Origin of the sequence: Pseudoalteromonas issachenkonii (assembly GCF_002310795.1) — a bacterium.
Classification (GTDB): domain Bacteria; phylum Pseudomonadota; class Gammaproteobacteria; order Enterobacterales; family Alteromonadaceae; genus Pseudoalteromonas; species Pseudoalteromonas tetraodonis.
The window spans coordinates 434,798-451,622 of sequence record NZ_CP011031.1 but is presented as its reverse complement, the minus strand read 5'-3'; the positions used below and the strand labels follow the sequence as shown (position 1 = coordinate 451,622).

The window sequence follows — 16,825 nt, the reverse complement described above, 5'->3', positions numbered from 1 at the left end:
TGACCTTTAGGATTAACGATTCATTGCTGCAATTAAGAATGCTGAAATTTTAGCGCCTTCTCTAAGCGTCGTCTCTGAGCTTGATTGACCCACTAATGAGCTGTCGGTAAACGGCGCGATTTCCATCATATCTGCACCGGTTATTGGAAACTCATCGGCAATGGCTGACAAAATATCAAGCGCATGCTGTGGTGTTAATCCATTTTCTTCAGGTGTACCTGTTGCTGAAGCAAATTGAGCATCTAGTGCGTCAATATCAAAGCTTACATACACTTCATCAACCTTGTCAGCCTTTAGTTGCGCGATTGTATCGGCAGCAACAGCGGCTGCGCCACGCTCAATAATTTCAGCAGCCCAGTGCTGTTTAACGCCAAAAGTACTTTCCCAATGTGATTTAGGCTTACCACTTGAGCGAATACCAAATTGAATTAAATGATGTGGCGCGGGTAAAAATTCTAAAATATGGGTACACCAAGAGCCAAAACATAAATCGATGCCTAAACGCTCAACCAATAAATCGGTGTGGGCGTCAAAATGAATAATTGCCGTACGTTTACCTTGCTCGCGTTTGGCTTTTAAATACGCTTTTGTTAACGGGTAGCTAATTGAGTGGTCGCCACCAATACCAAAAATGCCTTTATCTTGGAATGTTGCATAAAAGCTGTCACATACATCTTCGGTAATAGACAGTGGACTTACGAAATGATCGTTATTGTCATTGCCATAAAGCGCTTTTTGGCAATTGGTAATTGTTGCCTCGTTTAAGTATTTATCGTGTAATAAATGCGGTATTACGCGCACATCACCTAAGTCAAATGAACGACACTGTGTTTGCTGGTCAATTAAAGCTGAACGTAAAAATAAAGGCCCCCAGTTTGCACCGCGTAAAATACCACCACCACAATCAGAGCTAATTCCCAGCATAACCGCTTTGTGGGGTGAGTTAGGTAATTCATTTAGCGAGTCACGCCATAAAGCATCGACATTTTCAGTTTGGCCATATAATTTATTTCTGAGTGCTGCTTTGCGTTCTTTTGCCGTATTAACCGTAAATACACCGTCGCCAGGTGCACATAAACAGTGTTCAACTTTATTTTTAAATGCTTGAAATTGTGTGCTCATTGTAAACCCTTTTTCAATCTGAATATCTTGTCTATTATTGAGTAGTTATGCAAAACGACGAACGCTGAATAAATTAAAAATTAATTGTCTGTGGTTATAAAAATCACTGAACGTTGTGTTTTGCGAGGTTAGGTCAGTGGCAAAACAATACAAAACCTACTAACTAACCTTATGAATATAAACAATTTAAAATTTAGCTAACAACTCTTTTGGCTAGCTACTGGTTTGCTCTGAGGTATGAATATAGTGTCTGAGCAAACAAGTCAACTGGCTCATTTTGTTAGTAATTTTAGCCATTGATTGAATATTCAGAGTTGATGAATAAATCAATACGGACATCCGTCCTGTACTTCATTTAGGTTTCTCGTAATCATGTTAAATTGACAACAACTCTTATTAAAAAGGCTTAGTTATGGAAAAGGTATTTCACTTAGGACTGTGTATTGATGATTTAAAAGGTGCAAAACTGGCTATTGTTCCAGGGGATCCAGATCGTGCAGCACGCATTTCACAGTTCTTAGATAATCCAACCTGCCTTGCTCAAACGCGTGAGTTTCACATTTATTTAGGCCAATTAAACGGCCACTCAGTGGTTGTATGTTCAACCGGTATTGGCGGCCCTTCAACGTCAATTGCGGTTGAAGAACTGGCTCAACTTGGCGTACGTAGCTTTCTTCGCATTGGCACAACAGGCGCGATTCAGCCGCACATTAACGAAGGCGATATTTTAATTAGCCAAGCCTCAGTTCGTTTGGATGGCGCGAGTCAGCATTTTGCACCGCTGTGCTACCCTGCTGTTTCTGATTTTTTTGCCACTCAAGCGATGGTAAAAGCCTGTGAAAACCTAAACATCGATTTTCATATCGGTATCACCGCTTCAAGCGATACCTTCTACCCAGGACAAGAGCGTTACGATACGCATTCTGGTTATGTTCCAAAGTCATTACAGGGTAGCTGTGAAGAATGGCAAAAACTAGGCGTGATGAACTACGAAATGGAATCGGCTACTTTATTTACTATGTGTGCCGCTCTTGGCCTACAAGCAGCCTGTGTTGCAGGTGTATTAGTAAATAGAACACGTCAAGAAATTCCTAACGTAGACCACGGCGAGATTGAGAAAAAATCGGTTGCCGTGGTACTTGAAGCCGCTAAAGTGTTACTTGGCTAATGTTGCGCTAATAACCTCAAGTGTTGGCAAGCCAGTAAAGCTTGCTAACACGGCTTTTGCCACCCCTGATTGGTTTTCATGTCCAGCCGTTTCTAATAACGTAACTGATTTAACTGTTTGCTTATCAAAGCTCAGTCCTGCTAAAAACAACTGACTCACAGCACTTTGTAATGGCGATAAACTCGGGCTGTACGCTGCATTTTCTGCATAGCTGCCATAAAAATCACCATTTTCAAACGTACTTATTTTTACTGCACTGTAATTTTGGCTATATGGCACATAAGCCGCTAAAGCATAGCTCATCAGCTTTTCATCAAGTTGTTTGTTTTCAAAACAATTAGTTTGCTCTGCTGGGTTAAATAAGCTGTGCTCATTGCCTAAATCGGTTGGTCCAAATGAATGAGGTAATAACTCTGCCAATTTAAAGTTTTGTGCTGGCAGTAAAATATCAAGCTCTTTCGCATCAGCGAGTTCATTCATAAATTGACGACAGTACCCACATGGGACATCACTAATCGCTATTTTAAGAATTTTTTTACCGCCATTTAACCAGGCATTATTAATTGCAGATTGCTCACCGTGCACCACTAAACTAAGTGCTTGATGGTCAAACTCAGCGTTAGCGCCAAAGTAAAAAGTAGTGTTTCCTTGTGAATCGAGCCCTTTTACAATTGCGCCGACATGAAATTTGGAAATAGGTGCAACGGAAAACTCTGAAGCCATAGGCACTAAGCCTTGTAATAATGCATCGTCGCTAACATTAAGCTCGGTGCAAAGCGCTTTAATATCGCTTGAATATAAAATACCGCGTTGAGTTTTTAATTGACTGCGTAGAGCTTGCGTTTGCGCTACGTTTAGAGAAATGTGTGAATTGCTAAGTGCTGTATTATGTTGCACTTTAAAAGTTGCTGAAGCCATAATAGTTTTTATTTGTTCAATGGCCAAGTAGTGTAAAAGGTTGGCAAACTAAATACCAGCCTATTCAACGTAAAAAAAGGGAACACGTCGTGTGTTCCCTCTAAAACTAATCTAGTTTTGGATTAACCTGTATTACGCATACCCGCTGCAATACCGGTCATAGTGATCATCAAGGCATTGTCTATATCATTTTCATTGCCTTTATCATCGCCACGAGAACGACGTAATAACTCAACTTGTAATACATTAAGCGGGTCGGTGTATGGGTTTCTAAGCCCAATAGACTCTTTGATCCAAGGCTGATCAGCCAATAAGCTTTTTTGTGGGCTTAATGATTGCACTAACGTCATCGCCTCACCAAGTTCCTCTCGCAAGGCAACACCTAAAGGCTTATACATCTCTTCCACCAGCGCATTATCGTAATGCTCACTCAACCAGCTATCCGCTTTACTAAATACCATTTCTAGCATTTCTAAACGTGCTCTAAAGAACGGCCATTGCAAACTCATTTCGCTTAAGGTTTCAATCCCATATTTTTCAAGCGCGGCTTTAAGTCCACTTAATGCACCTAACCATGCAGGTAACATTAACCGGTTTTGACTCCACGCAAAAATCCATGGAATAGCACGTAAGCTCTCAACCCCTCCATTTGGATTTCGTTTTGCAGGCCTTGAGCCTAACGGTAGTTTTGACAGTTCTAATTCAGGTGTCGCCATTCTAAAGTAAGGTACAAAGTTTTCATCGTGGCGCACCACATTACGGTAATGCTCACACGACACATCGCTAATTAATGCCATTACTTCGCGCCACTGTGATTTAGGCTCTGGTGGTGGCAATAAATTACTTTGTAGTACCGCACCTGCATAAATATTTAAGCTTTGTAATGCAACATTAGGCAGGCCAAATTTAAAGCGGATCATCTCACCTTGCTCTGTTACCCTAAGCCCGCCTTTTAACGACCCCGGCGGCTGAGAATGCAATGCTTGTGCAGCAGGCGCACCACCACGTCCAACCGTACCACCACGTCCATGGAATAAAATAAGCTCAATACCGCGTTCATCCGCTAGTTGTACGAGCTTATCCATTGCCTCATATTGTGCCCAACCAGCAGCCATCATGCCTGCATCTTTGGCTGAGTCTGAATAGCCAATCATTACATTTTGGGTGTTTTTGATGTGTCCACGGTACCACTCGTTATTTAAAAGCGTAGTGATGACGTTGTGGCCATCGTTTAAGTCATCCAAGGTTTCGAATAAAGGCGCCACAGGCAGTTCAAAACCACAGCCAGACTCTTTAAGTAATAGCTGCACTGCTAATATGTCAGAGGCGGTTCGTGCCATAGAGATAATGTATAAACCAAAGGTTTTTTCATCTTGCTGTGCAATAACATCAAAGGTATCAAGCACCTCTTGCACTTCTGGACTTGGTTGCCAATGCCTAGGAATAAGCGGACGACGTGAATTTAGCTCTGTCAGTAAAAAAGCTTGTTTGTCTTGCTCTTCCCATTGATTGTAATCGCCAATACCTAAATGACGAGTTAATTCTGAAAACACATCGCTGTGTCTTGACGAATCCTGTCGCACATCCAGTTTTGCCAAACGCAAACCAAAGCTATTTACACGATGGATCACATCTAATAGCAAGCCATCAGCAACCACTTGCATATTGCATTTTAACAATGAGCGATAACACACCTCAATTGGGTGCTTAATTTGGTTAATATCAGTAATTAAATCTTGTGATTCTGTACGCTTATTTTTAATTTTAGCGCTTAAGTACATCACTGTTTCAGCCACTTGATTTTTAAGCTCTTTGAGCACGGCTCGATAAGGTTCAAACTCTTGCCCTGCCAGCTTAATAAGCTCATCGCTGGCATCAGACATGGAAAGTTCAGCACACAAAGTTTCTAAATCACGCTGGTATAAATCCAGCGCCATCCAACGGCCATGATCGAGTACTTGCTTAGTCACCTCGGCGGTTACAAACGGGTTACCATCTCGATCCCCCCCCATCCATGACGTAAATTCTATCGGACTGTAGTTAGCTGGTAGCTCAAGGCTCAAATGCTGTTTAACATGCTGGCTAAACTCACGTAAAAAACGTGGCACGGCATCCCATAAGCTATTTTCAATTACCGCATAGCCCCATTTAGCTTCATCAACTGGGCTTGGGCGAGAACGACGAATATCGTCAGTATGCCAAGCTTGGCTAATTAGCTGCGCAATTCGATTTAATATCGCTTCGCGCTCCTGCGCAAGGTTGTCGGTGCGCTCAAGTGATGCTAAACAATCGCTTAGTTCAACATGTTTGTTAATAATAGTACGTCGAGTCACTTCGGTTGGGTGAGCGGTTAGTACTAAGTTTATGTGGAGTTTTGAGAGTGTGTCGGCTAAATGATTATGATTAAGCTGACCTTGTTCGGCCTTTGCTGCTAACGTTTTTAATGTTTGAGTGAGAGGATTTAGTTGGCAAAAACCAACATCATTAAAACGTGATACGGTATGAAACTGCTCAGCAACATTAGCTAAGTTTAAAAAATGATTAAATGAACGGGCAACCGGTAAAAGCTCCTCATCACTAAGCGCATGGAGTACATCAATTAACGCTTGGCGATCGGCTTCATTGCCACTGCGAGATGATTTTGATAAAGCCCGAATTTCTTCTACTTTATCTAAAATCTCTTGGCCTTGGGCATCTTTAATAGTTTGTCCTAATAATTGACCAAGTAGACTAACATTACCTCGCAAGGCGGCATATTGTTCACTCATTTCTAGCTCTCCTTCGTTTCTTGGAGACCTATTAATATCATTAAGCGGGAATATTTAATAGATCCATTTGCATCGCCTTGTCGTAAAAAAGCATATGTAAAATAAACACAAAGCGATGACATGATCATTTTTTACGATGGTAATTGCCCCCTTTGCAATGCAGAAATGCAACATTTAAAACGTGCCGATGTTGATCATAAAATTACACTAGAAGATTTAAATGCGGATGATTTTAGTGAGCGTTTTCCTGCAATCGATAAACAAAATGCCATGGATTTATTGCACGCCCAAACTGATAAGGGGCAGATGATTTACGGCTTAGACGTCACTTATCAAGCTTGGCGCATCGTTGGAAAATACCGCTGGCTTAAAATAATTCGTTTGCCAGTAATTCGCTTTTTTGCCGATCATGCTTACACTTTTTTTGCAAAATATCGTCACCACATTAGCCGTTTTTTAATGCCCAATGCGCAGTGTAGTAATGGTCAATGCAATATGAAATCTAAAGGTGAAAAATGAAAACAGTGATTTTATTTGGCGCCAGTAGCGCCATTGCACAGTCCTACGTAAATCATTTAAATCAGCAAGCAACACAATTTAATATAATTTGTGTCAGCTCATCGAATATTGAGCATAATGATGACAAGGTAACCTATTTCCACAGCGACTACTCGGCGCAAAGCCTAAATGAGCTAACCCAGTCGTTAAAGTCACAACAAATTGAGCTTGCTCAGGTAATAATATTTAATGGTCAATTACATAACGACCAGCACATGCCAGAAAAAAAGCTTGAAGAAATCAACAGTGATTATTTTATGCAGCTTATGCACTCTAATACGCTTGTACCCCTGCTGTGTTTGCAAAGTATAGTGCCGCTGCTTAATCATAAAACTCACTGCTCAATTACTGCTTTGAGCGCTCGTGTAGGCAGTATTAACGACAATAAATTGGGTGGCTGGTATACCTATCGCGCATCTAAGTCTGCGCTGAACATGTTATTTAAAACAGCCGCCATTGAACTTGCTCGTCGCGCTAAAAATACCAAACTTGTTTTATTTCACCCGGGTACTACAGATACACAGCTCTCTAAGCCATTTCAAAAAAATGTGCCCGCAGATAAACTGTTTACCCCTGACTTTGTTGCTCAGCAATTATTTAAATTTACTTACGAAAACCCACAGCTAGAACTCAACGGCGAACCTGCCTACCTAGATTGGCAAGGAAACACCATAAAATGGTAAGGAACAAACACATGCATTTTTCGAAAGACCGCATAGCCGCACTTGAAAAACATACCCGTACACACTTTATCAACTCACTTTCAGGGTTTAAAAGTGCAAACTTAATTGGCACACAAGACTTACAAGGTAATACTAATCTAGCCATTGTCAGTTCAGTTATTCATTTAGGCGCACACCCACCGCTAGTAGGCATGATAATGCGCCCGCACAGCGTACCAAGGCATACATTCGAAAATATTATAGAAACAGGCGTTTATACTATTAACCAAGTAAATAGTGATATTTACCAGCAGGCACACCAAACATCGGCACGTTACGCTAAAGATGAGTCTGAGTTTGATGCAACGGGTTTAAAAACAGAGTACTTAAACGACTTTAAAGCGCCTTTTGTTGCACAAAGCCGACTAAAATACGCAGTAAAATTTGTCGAGAATCAGCATTTAGCTGTTAATGGCACTGAGCTGGTTATTGGCGAAATAATGGATGTTTATGTAGATAAATCAGCACTCCAAAGTGATGGCTTTTTAGACTTACAAGCCATCGATACCGTTGCAGTAACCGGATTAGATAGCTACCACACGGCGAATAAGCTCAATCGTTTACCCTACGCGAAAAAATAGCCCAAGGTTATCAAGTCCTTGGGAATGAGGGACTTGATAACTCCCCCTATTTGTTCAATCCCTTGTTCACTAATCGCAATTAATTTGAATTGAACTCATTTAGCCTACACACTATGCAAAATTTTGTAGGAGAAATATATGACCACAGTTGGTATTGGTACACACACACCCGAACAAGCACTTGCTAGTTTAAGCAATATGACCCACTCAGTAACGCCAATTCAGGCCGATGAGTATTTAGTGCGTATGGCCAAAGCGCAAGCTTATATGCAAGCTAATAATATTGATGCGATATATTTAAATGCAGGTACCAACTTAACGTATTTTACCGGTATGAAATGGTACGCCAGTGAACGACTAGTCGGCGCTATTTTACCCGCCATGGGTGAGGTGCAATACATTGCCCCCCACTTTGAAATTGGCTCTTTAAATGGCTTTAAAGTCATTGATGGCCCAATACACGGCTGGCAAGAACACGAGAACCCTTTTGAGCTATTCGTTAAAGTGCTAAAACAGCTTAATATTAGCGACACCGCTACCGTGGGCATTGATGAAAGCGCACAGTTTTTTATTTTTGATGGCATCAATAAAGCCAGTTCAGGATTAAAACTAGTTAACGCACAACCTGTAACCGCACATTGTAGAATGCATAAATCAGCCAATGAATTAGCATTAATGCAATGCGCCATGGATATGACTTTAGCGGTTCATAAAGCCACCGCTAGTATGCTTTATGAAGGTATTAGCACAGTAGAAGTCGAAGAATTTATAAAAAAAGCGCATCAAACAGTAGGTGCCCCAGGAAATTACTTCTGTATTGTATTGTTTGGCCTTGCTACCTCATTCCCACATGGTGTAAAAGATCCACAAATTTTGAAAAAAGGCGACATGGTGCTTATCGATACTGGATGTAAAGTGCACGATTACCTGTCTGATATTACGCGTACTTATGTATTTGGTGAAGCAACCAGCCGCCAACGCCTATTTTGGGATTTTGAAAAAGCGGCACAATTAGCAGCTTTCAATCAAGCAGCTCTCGGCGAAACCTGTGAATCGGTTGATCAAGCCGCTCGCAGCTACTTAGCAGCTCAAGGCTTAGGCCCTGAATACCAAACACCAGGTTGCCCACACCGCACAGGCCATGGTATTGGCTTAGACATTCATGAATGGCCATACTTAGTGGGCGGCGATAAAACCCCGCTTGCCACAGGCATGTGTTTTAGTAACGAGCCAATGCTGGTTATTCCAGATGAATTTGGTGTGAGATTAGAAGATCACTTTTACATGACAGATGACGGCCCGCGTTGGTTTACCCAGCCAAGCCACAGCATTGACGACCCATTTGGTTTAAACAGCTAACCTGAAAACATTCAATAAACGAGCAGCACTTTCGCTGCTCTTTTTATGTTCAATGATTGATAAACTAAACTTCATCCCAATATCCATTGTTATTAAAAAAGCAATCCTTCAAGGATCCCTATGAAAAACTTAAAAATTGATATCGTCTCAGATGTAATGTGCCCGTGGTGTATTATTGGGTATAAAAACTTAGAAACCGCATTGGCAGAATTAAAAGACGAAATGAGTGCGGATATTACATGGCAACCTTTTGAGCTTAATCCAGATATGCCACTTGAAGGACAAGACTTAAACGAGCACTTGCAGCAAAAATACAGTTTAACTGAAGAAGAAAGCGCGCGAAATCGTCAAAACATGGCGGATGCGGGTGAACGAGCTGGGTTTACCTTTAATTTTGACGGTAAACGCATCATGATCAACAGCTTTGATCTACACCGCTTGCTAATGTGGGCGCGTGAAGAAGGCAAACAAACTGAGCTGAAATTGGCGTTTTTTGAAGCACACTTCACCGATTTAAAATATTTAAATCAAGAAGATGCGTTACTGGATGTGGTAGAAAAAGTCGGCCTTAACAAAGACACAGCCAGAGAAATTTTACACTCAGATAAATACGTACAAGCGGTACGCCAAGAGCAAAATAACTTTAAACAAATGGGAATAACCTCAGTACCTACTTTCATTATAAATGATAAGTACGCGCTTACCGGTGGGCAACCGAGTGAATCGTTTATTCAAGCACTTAAGCAAATAAGTGAAGAAGAAGCCAAGCAGGAGCAATAATTTTTAGGGTTAGGCTACATTTTGCGGCCTAACCTTATTAATTTTTTAAGTTAAACACCTGTCTGTTGTTTAAATTAAGCCCGTCCTCAACATCACGATAATAGTGCTCATAAAGCGCATTTAACTCGCCGCTATCTGCTAACTTTGTTAAGCCTTGCTCTAATAACTCAATGATTGCTTTGTTATTTTCGTTTGCGTAAAAATAATAGTAATTATCGTATTGCAGCATAATATGAGGCTCAATAACAAAGTTATACTGAGGATGTTTACGTATTTCGGCTTTTATAGCAGTTACTGAACGCGGAAAATAATCGCCAAGTCCTTCATCTAACGCTTTTAACATGCTTTCATAACTCAAATCACCATTAACTGTTAAGCCATTGTTCTTTAATACATAATAATCAGACCAACTTTGCTTTTGTAAGGCTATGAACGGCTTTAGTTGTTTAAGGGTTTTTATATCTGAAAATTCGCCCAACCGGCTTTGTTTAACCATGAGCAAGCGCTTTGAATGCAGCCCATTATAAATAGGATAACTTGTGCGGATTAAATGTCTTTGCTCTGCAAGGGAGTTTGGCAAAGTTAACCAAGCTAAATTAACATCATCGTTACGTGTGAGCTCTTCTAAAATTCTTTTAGTATTCATTGGCTCAAGACTATAAGCAATATTGAGCTTTACATTAACCTTTGCAAAGCTCTTTTCTAATAATGTTAAAATATAGTGGTTTTTTGGTATGTCTTGGGTGCTTGGTTTGCCAAGCTTAAGGGCGATCGTTTGCTCAGTGCTACTGGCAAAAAATGACACTGCCATTAAAATTAAACTGCAGCATAAAATAATAAGCTTCATAGTTATTCCAAGTTGCTTTAGCAATGTAACAAACTAAACAAATGATAAGTATAGCGGCAACTTAAAATTGCGTTAGTTTATGTACGATAAAGCACCTTAATCACATGCCAACCAAATTTCGTTTTTACTAAATGCGGTTCTAAAATTGCACCACTAAAGGCCACCTTATCAAACTGTGGAACCATTTGGCCTCGTCTAAACTCACCTAAATCACCGCCTTTTTTACCCGATGGGCATGACGAATACTTTTTAGCTAAAGTTTGAAACTTTGCGCCTTTGCCTAATTGCTTGATGATGTCTTCTGCAATCTCTTTATGTTTTACTAAAATATGCAGTGCGTGCGCCGTATTTGCCATTAAAAAGCCCTTAAAACCTATTTACTAGTAATTAAACGCCGCGATTTTAGCACAGCCAATATATTCAGGCATCTATTAAAACACTTATAAATAGTGGGCTTGGTCTTGCTTTGAGGGGATCCTACAATAGTGATATTTACCAAATAAGGTATATCGATTTGATGCAATTTTATCATAAAGCCAATTATTAAAACGATTTGGCAACACACTAAATATACCACTAAGTTTCCACGGATAGCCTAGCTGTTTAATCACCTCAAAAAATGCATGGCTTTGTATAAATGCTTGAGCGTTTTCAATGTAAACCATAGAGGCAAAATCAGTTGTCGAATAGCCAAAGTGCATTAATATTTGCTGTCCTTTTGGCGATTGTACACTGCACAGTTTAAACATGGTCTGAGGGTCGTGAGCAATAATAAAATTACACCACGCACTACAAAGCTTGCACTGGGCGTCGAACAGTATAATTTTTTGGTTTTTTATTAGCGCGGCGGTATGGGTCATTAATTGCTTGCTCAAGTGAGGGCTTATTGCTGCACAGGTTTTTTTTGTAGCTTGCGCTGCAAAGTGCGTCTATGCATATTAAGCTGCCTTGCAGTCATTGATACATTACCGTTGTTACTGTGTAATACATGTTGAATATGCTCCCACTCTAAACGCTCGGGTGACATAACCTCTTCAGGAATTTCGGTTACTGTCGATACCGGCTCTACTTTTAGCGCTTTTAATAAGCTTGCCATATCGACAGGCTTAGTTAAATAGTCATTAGCGCCCAAGCGTATCGCCTCTACGGCTGTAGCTATACTTGCAAAGCCGGTAAGCAATACAATATGCGCCTTGGGTAACAAGTGGCGCAGCGGTGCAATAAGCGCCAGCCCATTTTCATCTGCTAACTTCATATCTAATAAAATACAATCAGGTTGCTGCTGGCGAGCCCTAAGTAAAGCCTCTGTTTGGTTATGTGCAACCTCACAGTTAAAGCTGTGTTTTGTTAAGCGCCTTGCCAAAGTGGTAGCAAGGTTAATGTCATCTTCAATAATTAGCAGCTTCATAGCGCCGACTCGGTTATTAATAGTGGCATTTGTATCTTAGCCACCGCCCCACCATCGGGGTGATTATAAACAGTTAACGAACCATTTAAACGCTCAAACGTGACATTTGATAGCATAACCGCTATTCCCATGCCTTGCTCGCTGGGCATGAGCTGCCCGCCTAACTCCGCTAACTCTGAGGATAAAAAACCAGCGCCAAAATCCCGAATAATTAACGCAATACTTTGCGCATCTGGCTGTTGCCAACTCAACTCTAATTGCATTTGGCCTTTTTTTTCGTTAGCAAGCGCTGCATTTTGTAATAAGTTTAAAATAGCAGGTAGCAGCATGGCATCACTTTTTAATGTGGCTTTAGGCGCCTCATTAAGCCAGTTTATTTGTTGATTAGGGTATTGTAATAGCAACGTATCATGAATTTGATTTTGCAGCTGCTCTGCTTTTATAGGTGTTTGCGTGTTTTTATCTCGTAGCTGCATAGAGAGCTTTCTAAAATCATTAAGCTGAGTGCGGCATTGCAGCAAGGGTGATTGCATTTGCTGAATAATTTCATTGTTGGGATACTCTTCTACAAGCTCTTCAAACAATAATTGTAAATTAGCAATAGGCGTTGCTAATTGATGAGTAATTTGCGCCGCTGCGCCATCGAGAGTAACCAGTTGTTCACTACGCAACTGTTTCTCTCTAACTTTGGCAATAGTGCGCTCACGTTGTTGTAAAGCACGGTTCATTGCACCAATAACCAACGCAATCACGCAGGCACTGATAACAAAATTAACCCACATGCCAATAAAGTGGCCACTCATGTTCATTTGGTGCATGCTATGCTCTGGCATTTTAATCAGTAGCATGCTGTAAGCAGCGATAGCCAGCACAGCAATATAGGCAAGCCCACGAGCGCTCAATGTAATTGCCGCTATCATAATAGGTAACAATAATAACGACACAAATGCGTTAGTTGCACCGCCACTTAAAGACAACAAAATAGTTAAAAAAAGTACGTCAGCGGTCAGTTGCATCAGCATGCCAACAGGCTTTGCTTGGCTAACATTTCTATAAGCAAAGATACTTGCTAACTGAAAAACCGCCTCAAGCGTAATAACGGCTAGCAACGGCATGAGCGCAATTTGATGCTCTAATAAAAAATAAACGCTTAACACTGCAATAAGCTGCACAGCAATGGCGCCACTGCGTAGCATTAATAACCGGCTAATAGCAGGATCGGTTTTAATTAACACAATAAGATTCACCTGACTGAATATACATTGCTTTGTTATCCATTATAAATAATGCTTTTTAAGTAATGATTTCATAATATGCGCCCCATATTAGCTGCTCACTCAGCCGCACTCAAGCATATATGGTCAACAAAGTATTCGTATTCTATTAAGCTTAGAAAGCCTATGAGCTATAGTGTAAAACACGCACAATAATTAAAAGCATTTAATTAACACAATAAAAACAAGCCACTTACCTCTAAACAAAAATGCAGCAAATAGTCCATAAAATAGCAGTAATTACTAAGCAAACCATGCTATAAACTAGTGTTAACAGCTAATTTTTGATATAACGTCCTCATTAGACGAACACGTCATACCACTTTTAAGAGAACACACTATGCCTTACGCACATATCACTGGTTGGGGTAAATGCATTCCACCAGCAAGCATCAGCAACGACGAAATAAGTGAAATTGTAGATACAACCGATGAGTGGATCACCACACGCACAGGTATCAAGGCACGAAGAGTTAGCCATGTAAGTACTGCTGAACTTGCTAGTGTGGCTGCAAAACATGCCATTGCTTGTGCTGGCGTAGATGCAAAAGATATCGATTTAGTTATTTTAGCAACGTGCACCCCCTCAACAGTAGTCGCAAACACCGCCTCATTAGTACAAAAAAATATTGGTGCCACAGGCGCTGCAGCCATGGACACCAACGCGGCATGTTCTGGTTTCTTATATGCTTTACAAGCTGCGACAGCGCAAATTCAAGCTGGCATGATCAAAAAAGCTGTCGTTATCGCGGCTGAGCGCATGACGTGGTATGTAAACTGGGCACGACGCGACAGCGCAGTATTATTTGGTGATGGTGCCGGTGCCGTTGTGCTTGAAGCAGCAGAAACACCTGCAGGCTTATTAGGGACTAAAACCGGTTGTGACAGCGAAGATCGTGATATTTTACACATTACTAATTTTGGCAGTGATTTAAATAAATATGAGCCAATTGGTCCATCAGACCTTTTATTTGAAGGCCGTGAAATATTTAAACGTGCCGTTAAAGGCATGAGTGAAGCCTGTGACGACGTGCTTGAACAAGCCAATCTTAAGTTAGACGATATCGATGTACTAGTTCCGCATCAAGCCAATCTACGCATTATTCAAGCTATTCAAAATCGCTTAAAAGTGGATGACGAAAAAGTAATGGTCAATATTGGTGAATATGGCAACACCTCTGCTGCCACCATTGCAATTGCATTGTGTGAAGCCGTTGAGCAAGGCTTAATTAAACCGCATGCAAATATTATGTCGGCGGCATTTGGGGCTGGCCTTACTTGGGCGGCAAGCTATATAAAATGGGGCGAGCGAGTAACGCCTATTGCTATTAGTGATGCTGAGCTTCCACCGTGTGATAAAACGGGTTTAGAGCTTGTTGCACCGGCTGTAAAAGCGTGTAAAGACGCAGAACCTAGCTAAAAGCTAATATATATGACCATGCACATGTATTGATAAACAGCGCACTGCTTTTAGTGCGCTTTTTGCTTTTTAAGGAAAATATATGCAACTACTAGGCATTCATCATGTAGCCATCATTTGTAGCAACTACCCACGCTCTAAACATTTTTATAGTGAAATATTAAAACTCACGATTATTAATGAGCATTATCGTGCACAGCGTCAGTCTTACAAACTCGATTTAGCTTTACCTGATGGTAGTCAGTTAGAATTATTTTCGTTTAATGATGCGCCAAGTAGACCAAGCTACCCCGAAGCACAAGGACTTAGACATTTAGCATTTAAAGTTGGGTGTATTAATACTGCTAAACATTATTTAGAGTCACACAATGTCATCGTCGAAAATATTAGAGAAGATGAAATAACCGGCAAAAAATTCACCTTTTTTGCCGATCCAGATGGCTTACCCCTTGAGTTATATGCACTTTAACATCTAATAACTCAAGGTATATTTAATTTAGTTAAATCGATTTTGTAGGTAAGTAAATACTGCACGAATACCCAGTGCCTCACCACCAGCTGGACGCCCAGGTAATGCACGTAAATTCCATGCCATTACGTCAAAGTGAACCCATGGTGTATTTGGCTCTACAAACTCTTTCAAATAAAGAGCAGCGGTTATTGCGCCACCAAATGGCGTACTTGCACAGTTAGCCATATCAGCCACATCGCTTTTCAAAAATGGTTTGTATTGTTCGAATAACGGCAATTGCCAAACAGGGTCGTTAACTTGCATTCCCGAGTCCATAATGGCATTTGCTACAGCGCGATCCGTTGAGAAAAACCCCGGTAACTCCGTACCTAACGCAATACGGCACGCACCAGTTAGTGTAGCAAAATCAATGATTAATTCAGGATCATCGTTTTGTGCTTCGCTTAGTGCATCACACAGCACTAGTCGCCCTTCTGCATCGGTATTGTCTATTTCGACCATAATACCTTTACGGGTTTTTACTACATCGCCAGGGCGAAATGCATTACGCGAAACAGCATTTTCAACCGCAGGCACTAAAACACGAAGGCGTATTGGTAAGTTAGCGGCCATAATTAGCTGAGCCAGGGCAATAACATGCGCGGCCCCACCCATGTCTTTTTTCATGTTGCGCATGCCTGAACTAGGTTTTAAATCCAGTCCACCGGAATCAAAACACACGCCTTTACCGACTAACGTAATTTGTGGCGCATCGACTGCCCCCCATTTCAAGTCAAGTAATCGTGGTTTATTTTCACTCGCGCGCCCTACCATGTGAATAGTTGGGTAATTTTGCTCTAATAACTCATCACCTATCCACTGCGAAAATTCACCGTCGAATGTATCTGCTAGGTCACTCATTACCTGCGATAAATGCTGCGGCATCATATCAGCAGCTGGGGTATTAACTAAATCGCGTGCTAAATTAATGGCGTCCGCTTGTTGTTTTACTTGTTCATATAATGTTTTATCAGCAATGCCAAGCTGAGCTTTTGCTGTGGCTTTTTGCTTGTACTCACTAAACTCATAACCACCTAAGACAAAGCCTAAAGCAAGTTGAGCAACTAAAGACTCATCACCTTGAATTTGATAACAACCCGCAGGTAATTTACTGGCAAGCTCGCCAGCGGCCCAAAAATCATCAGTGCTTTGCATTACACAAAATACCTGACTAAGTTCACCCGTTTCTGGGTTTGGTACTAGTGCGAGTCCTGATTTTTCAAAATCTGTGTTTGCTAGCCAGCGCTGTACAAAACTCGGTTGCTGCGTAAGCCAATCGGTTAGTTCGTTTTTAACGATAAAAGATAGAGGAATTCCTGAAGAGGTATGACGAAGTAAAGCACTCATTAAATGACTCACATAATAGAAAATGATGCCTTAGCATAACAA

Annotated in this window: 17 protein-coding genes; 8 read left to right on the top strand and 9 right to left on the bottom strand. The window is 41.0% G+C overall.

Annotated features, from left to right (window positions below; translation table 11 throughout):
- Positions 1 to 12: 12 nt before the first annotated feature.
- Complete coding sequence (locus PISS_RS17645) at positions 13 to 1,122, bottom strand: arginase family protein (protein ID WP_013463135.1); 1,110 nt, start codon at positions 1,120 to 1,122, stop codon at positions 13 to 15.
- A gap of 412 nt (positions 1,123 to 1,534) precedes the next feature.
- Between PISS_RS17645 and udp the strand changes: the two genes are divergently transcribed.
- Entirely contained in the window at positions 1,535 to 2,290 is a 756-nt protein-coding gene (gene udp / locus PISS_RS17640) for a uridine phosphorylase (protein ID WP_008112319.1), read from the top strand.
- On the opposite strand, the gene cdd is transcribed toward udp, so the two are convergent.
- Both cdd and ppc read right to left on the bottom strand, forming a co-directional pair.
- The gene (gene cdd, locus PISS_RS17635) at positions 2,279 to 3,208 is read right to left on the bottom strand and encodes a cytidine deaminase (protein ID WP_024600943.1); all 930 of its coding nucleotides are present in this window, start codon (positions 3,206 to 3,208) and stop codon (positions 2,279 to 2,281) included. The two genes, udp and cdd, sit on opposite strands and share 12 nt — an antisense overlap.
- A 122-nt stretch (positions 3,209 to 3,330) precedes the next feature.
- Positions 3,331 to 5,976 (bottom strand): phosphoenolpyruvate carboxylase, encoded by a 2,646-nt coding sequence (gene ppc, locus PISS_RS17630; protein ID WP_024600944.1) that lies wholly within the window; start codon positions 5,974 to 5,976, stop codon positions 3,331 to 3,333.
- A 120-nt stretch (positions 5,977 to 6,096) separates the two neighbouring features.
- On the opposite strand from ppc, the gene PISS_RS17625 reads away from it, so the two are divergent.
- From PISS_RS17625 to PISS_RS17605, 5 genes are all read left to right on the top strand, one after another.
- Entirely contained in the window at positions 6,097 to 6,495 is a 399-nt protein-coding gene (locus tag PISS_RS17625; protein ID WP_024600945.1) for a thiol-disulfide oxidoreductase DCC family protein, read from the top strand.
- Positions 6,492 to 7,217, top strand: a complete 726-nt coding sequence (locus PISS_RS17620) for an SDR family NAD(P)-dependent oxidoreductase (protein WP_024600946.1) — start codon at positions 6,492 to 6,494, stop codon at positions 7,215 to 7,217. The genes PISS_RS17625 and PISS_RS17620 overlap by 4 nt, the downstream gene beginning before the upstream one ends.
- A gap of 11 nt (positions 7,218 to 7,228) precedes the next feature.
- A complete protein-coding gene (locus PISS_RS17615) occupies positions 7,229 to 7,837 on the top strand; it encodes a flavin reductase family protein (RefSeq protein WP_024600947.1) in 609 nt (202 codons plus the stop codon).
- Positions 7,838 to 7,975: 138 nt separating this feature from the next.
- Positions 7,976 to 9,196: a M24 family metallopeptidase gene (locus PISS_RS17610; RefSeq protein ID WP_024600948.1), complete on the top strand. Its 1,221-nt coding sequence runs from the start codon at positions 7,976 to 7,978 to the stop codon at positions 9,194 to 9,196.
- Between the two features lie 120 nt (positions 9,197 to 9,316).
- Positions 9,317 to 9,976 carry a DsbA family oxidoreductase gene (locus PISS_RS17605; protein WP_024600949.1) on the top strand — a complete coding sequence of 220 codons (660 nt, stop codon included), beginning with the start codon at positions 9,317 to 9,319 and terminating at the stop codon, positions 9,974 to 9,976.
- Positions 9,977 to 10,013: 37 nt separating this feature from the next.
- On the opposite strand, the gene PISS_RS17600 is transcribed toward PISS_RS17605, so the two are convergent.
- From PISS_RS17600 to PISS_RS17580, 5 genes are all read right to left on the bottom strand, one after another.
- On the bottom strand, positions 10,014 to 10,823 hold the full coding sequence (locus PISS_RS17600) for a substrate-binding periplasmic protein (RefSeq protein ID WP_058155906.1): 810 nt from the start codon (positions 10,821 to 10,823) through the stop codon (positions 10,014 to 10,016).
- 77 nt (positions 10,824 to 10,900) lie between these two features.
- Entirely contained in the window at positions 10,901 to 11,179 is a 279-nt protein-coding gene (gene ppiC / locus PISS_RS17595; RefSeq protein WP_008464312.1) for a peptidylprolyl isomerase PpiC, read from the bottom strand.
- A gap of 84 nt (positions 11,180 to 11,263) precedes the next feature.
- A complete protein-coding gene (locus tag PISS_RS17590; RefSeq protein WP_036955008.1) occupies positions 11,264 to 11,683 on the bottom strand; it encodes a thiol-disulfide oxidoreductase DCC family protein in 420 nt (139 codons plus the stop codon).
- A 23-nt stretch (positions 11,684 to 11,706) separates the two neighbouring features.
- Positions 11,707 to 12,231: a response regulator transcription factor gene (locus PISS_RS17585; protein ID WP_036955011.1), complete on the bottom strand. Its 525-nt coding sequence runs from the start codon at positions 12,229 to 12,231 to the stop codon at positions 11,707 to 11,709.
- On the bottom strand, positions 12,228 to 13,466 hold the full coding sequence (locus tag PISS_RS17580) for a sensor histidine kinase (protein WP_013463124.1): 1,239 nt from the start codon (positions 13,464 to 13,466) through the stop codon (positions 12,228 to 12,230). Before PISS_RS17580 ends, PISS_RS17585 begins: the two co-directional genes overlap by 4 nt.
- Positions 13,467 to 13,845: 379 nt before the next feature.
- Here PISS_RS17580 and PISS_RS17575 point away from each other — a divergent pair, with 379 nt between their 5' ends.
- Both PISS_RS17575 and gloA2 read left to right on the top strand, forming a co-directional pair.
- A complete protein-coding gene (locus PISS_RS17575) occupies positions 13,846 to 14,925 on the top strand; it encodes a ketoacyl-ACP synthase III (protein WP_028834141.1) in 1,080 nt (359 codons plus the stop codon).
- An 82-nt stretch (positions 14,926 to 15,007) separates the two neighbouring features.
- Positions 15,008 to 15,394, top strand: a complete 387-nt coding sequence (gloA2, locus tag PISS_RS17570; protein WP_008464296.1) for an SMU1112c/YaeR family gloxylase I-like metalloprotein — start codon at positions 15,008 to 15,010, stop codon at positions 15,392 to 15,394.
- A gap of 27 nt (positions 15,395 to 15,421) precedes the next feature.
- On the opposite strand, the gene PISS_RS17565 is transcribed toward gloA2, so the two are convergent.
- Complete coding sequence (locus PISS_RS17565) at positions 15,422 to 16,783, bottom strand: leucyl aminopeptidase family protein (RefSeq protein WP_036955013.1); 1,362 nt, start codon at positions 16,781 to 16,783, stop codon at positions 15,422 to 15,424.
- Between the last annotated feature and the right edge of the window lie 42 nt (positions 16,784 to 16,825).

Excerpts from the sequence above, each read along its gene's own strand:
- PISS_RS17645 (WP_013463135.1), bottom strand. The coding sequence starts at position 1,122 with ATGAGCACACAATTTCAAGCATTTAAAAATAAAGTTGAACACTGTTTA.
- udp (WP_008112319.1), top strand. The coding sequence starts at position 1,535 with ATGGAAAAGGTATTTCACTTAGGACTGTGTATTGATGATTTAAAAGGT.
- cdd (WP_024600943.1), bottom strand. The coding sequence starts at position 3,208 with ATGGCTTCAGCAACTTTTAAAGTGCAACATAATACAGCACTTAGCAAT.
- ppc (WP_024600944.1), bottom strand. The coding sequence starts at position 5,976 with ATGAGTGAACAATATGCCGCCTTGCGAGGTAATGTTAGTCTACTTGGT.
- PISS_RS17625 (WP_024600945.1), top strand. The coding sequence starts at position 6,097 with ATGATCATTTTTTACGATGGTAATTGCCCCCTTTGCAATGCAGAAATG.
- PISS_RS17620 (WP_024600946.1), top strand. The coding sequence starts at position 6,492 with ATGAAAACAGTGATTTTATTTGGCGCCAGTAGCGCCATTGCACAGTCC.
- PISS_RS17615 (WP_024600947.1), top strand. The coding sequence starts at position 7,229 with ATGCATTTTTCGAAAGACCGCATAGCCGCACTTGAAAAACATACCCGT.
- PISS_RS17610 (WP_024600948.1), top strand. The coding sequence starts at position 7,976 with ATGACCACAGTTGGTATTGGTACACACACACCCGAACAAGCACTTGCT.
- PISS_RS17605 (WP_024600949.1), top strand. The coding sequence starts at position 9,317 with ATGAAAAACTTAAAAATTGATATCGTCTCAGATGTAATGTGCCCGTGG.
- PISS_RS17600 (WP_058155906.1), bottom strand. The coding sequence starts at position 10,823 with ATGAAGCTTATTATTTTATGCTGCAGTTTAATTTTAATGGCAGTGTCA.
- ppiC (WP_008464312.1), bottom strand. The coding sequence starts at position 11,179 with ATGGCAAATACGGCGCACGCACTGCATATTTTAGTAAAACATAAAGAG.
- PISS_RS17590 (WP_036955008.1), bottom strand. The coding sequence starts at position 11,683 with ATGACCCATACCGCCGCGCTAATAAAAAACCAAAAAATTATACTGTTC.
- PISS_RS17585 (WP_036955011.1), bottom strand. The coding sequence starts at position 12,231 with ATGAAGCTGCTAATTATTGAAGATGACATTAACCTTGCTACCACTTTG.
- PISS_RS17575 (WP_028834141.1), top strand. The coding sequence starts at position 13,846 with ATGCCTTACGCACATATCACTGGTTGGGGTAAATGCATTCCACCAGCA.
- gloA2 (WP_008464296.1), top strand. The coding sequence starts at position 15,008 with ATGCAACTACTAGGCATTCATCATGTAGCCATCATTTGTAGCAACTAC.
- PISS_RS17565 (WP_036955013.1), bottom strand. The coding sequence starts at position 16,783 with ATGAGTGCTTTACTTCGTCATACCTCTTCAGGAATTCCTCTATCTTTT.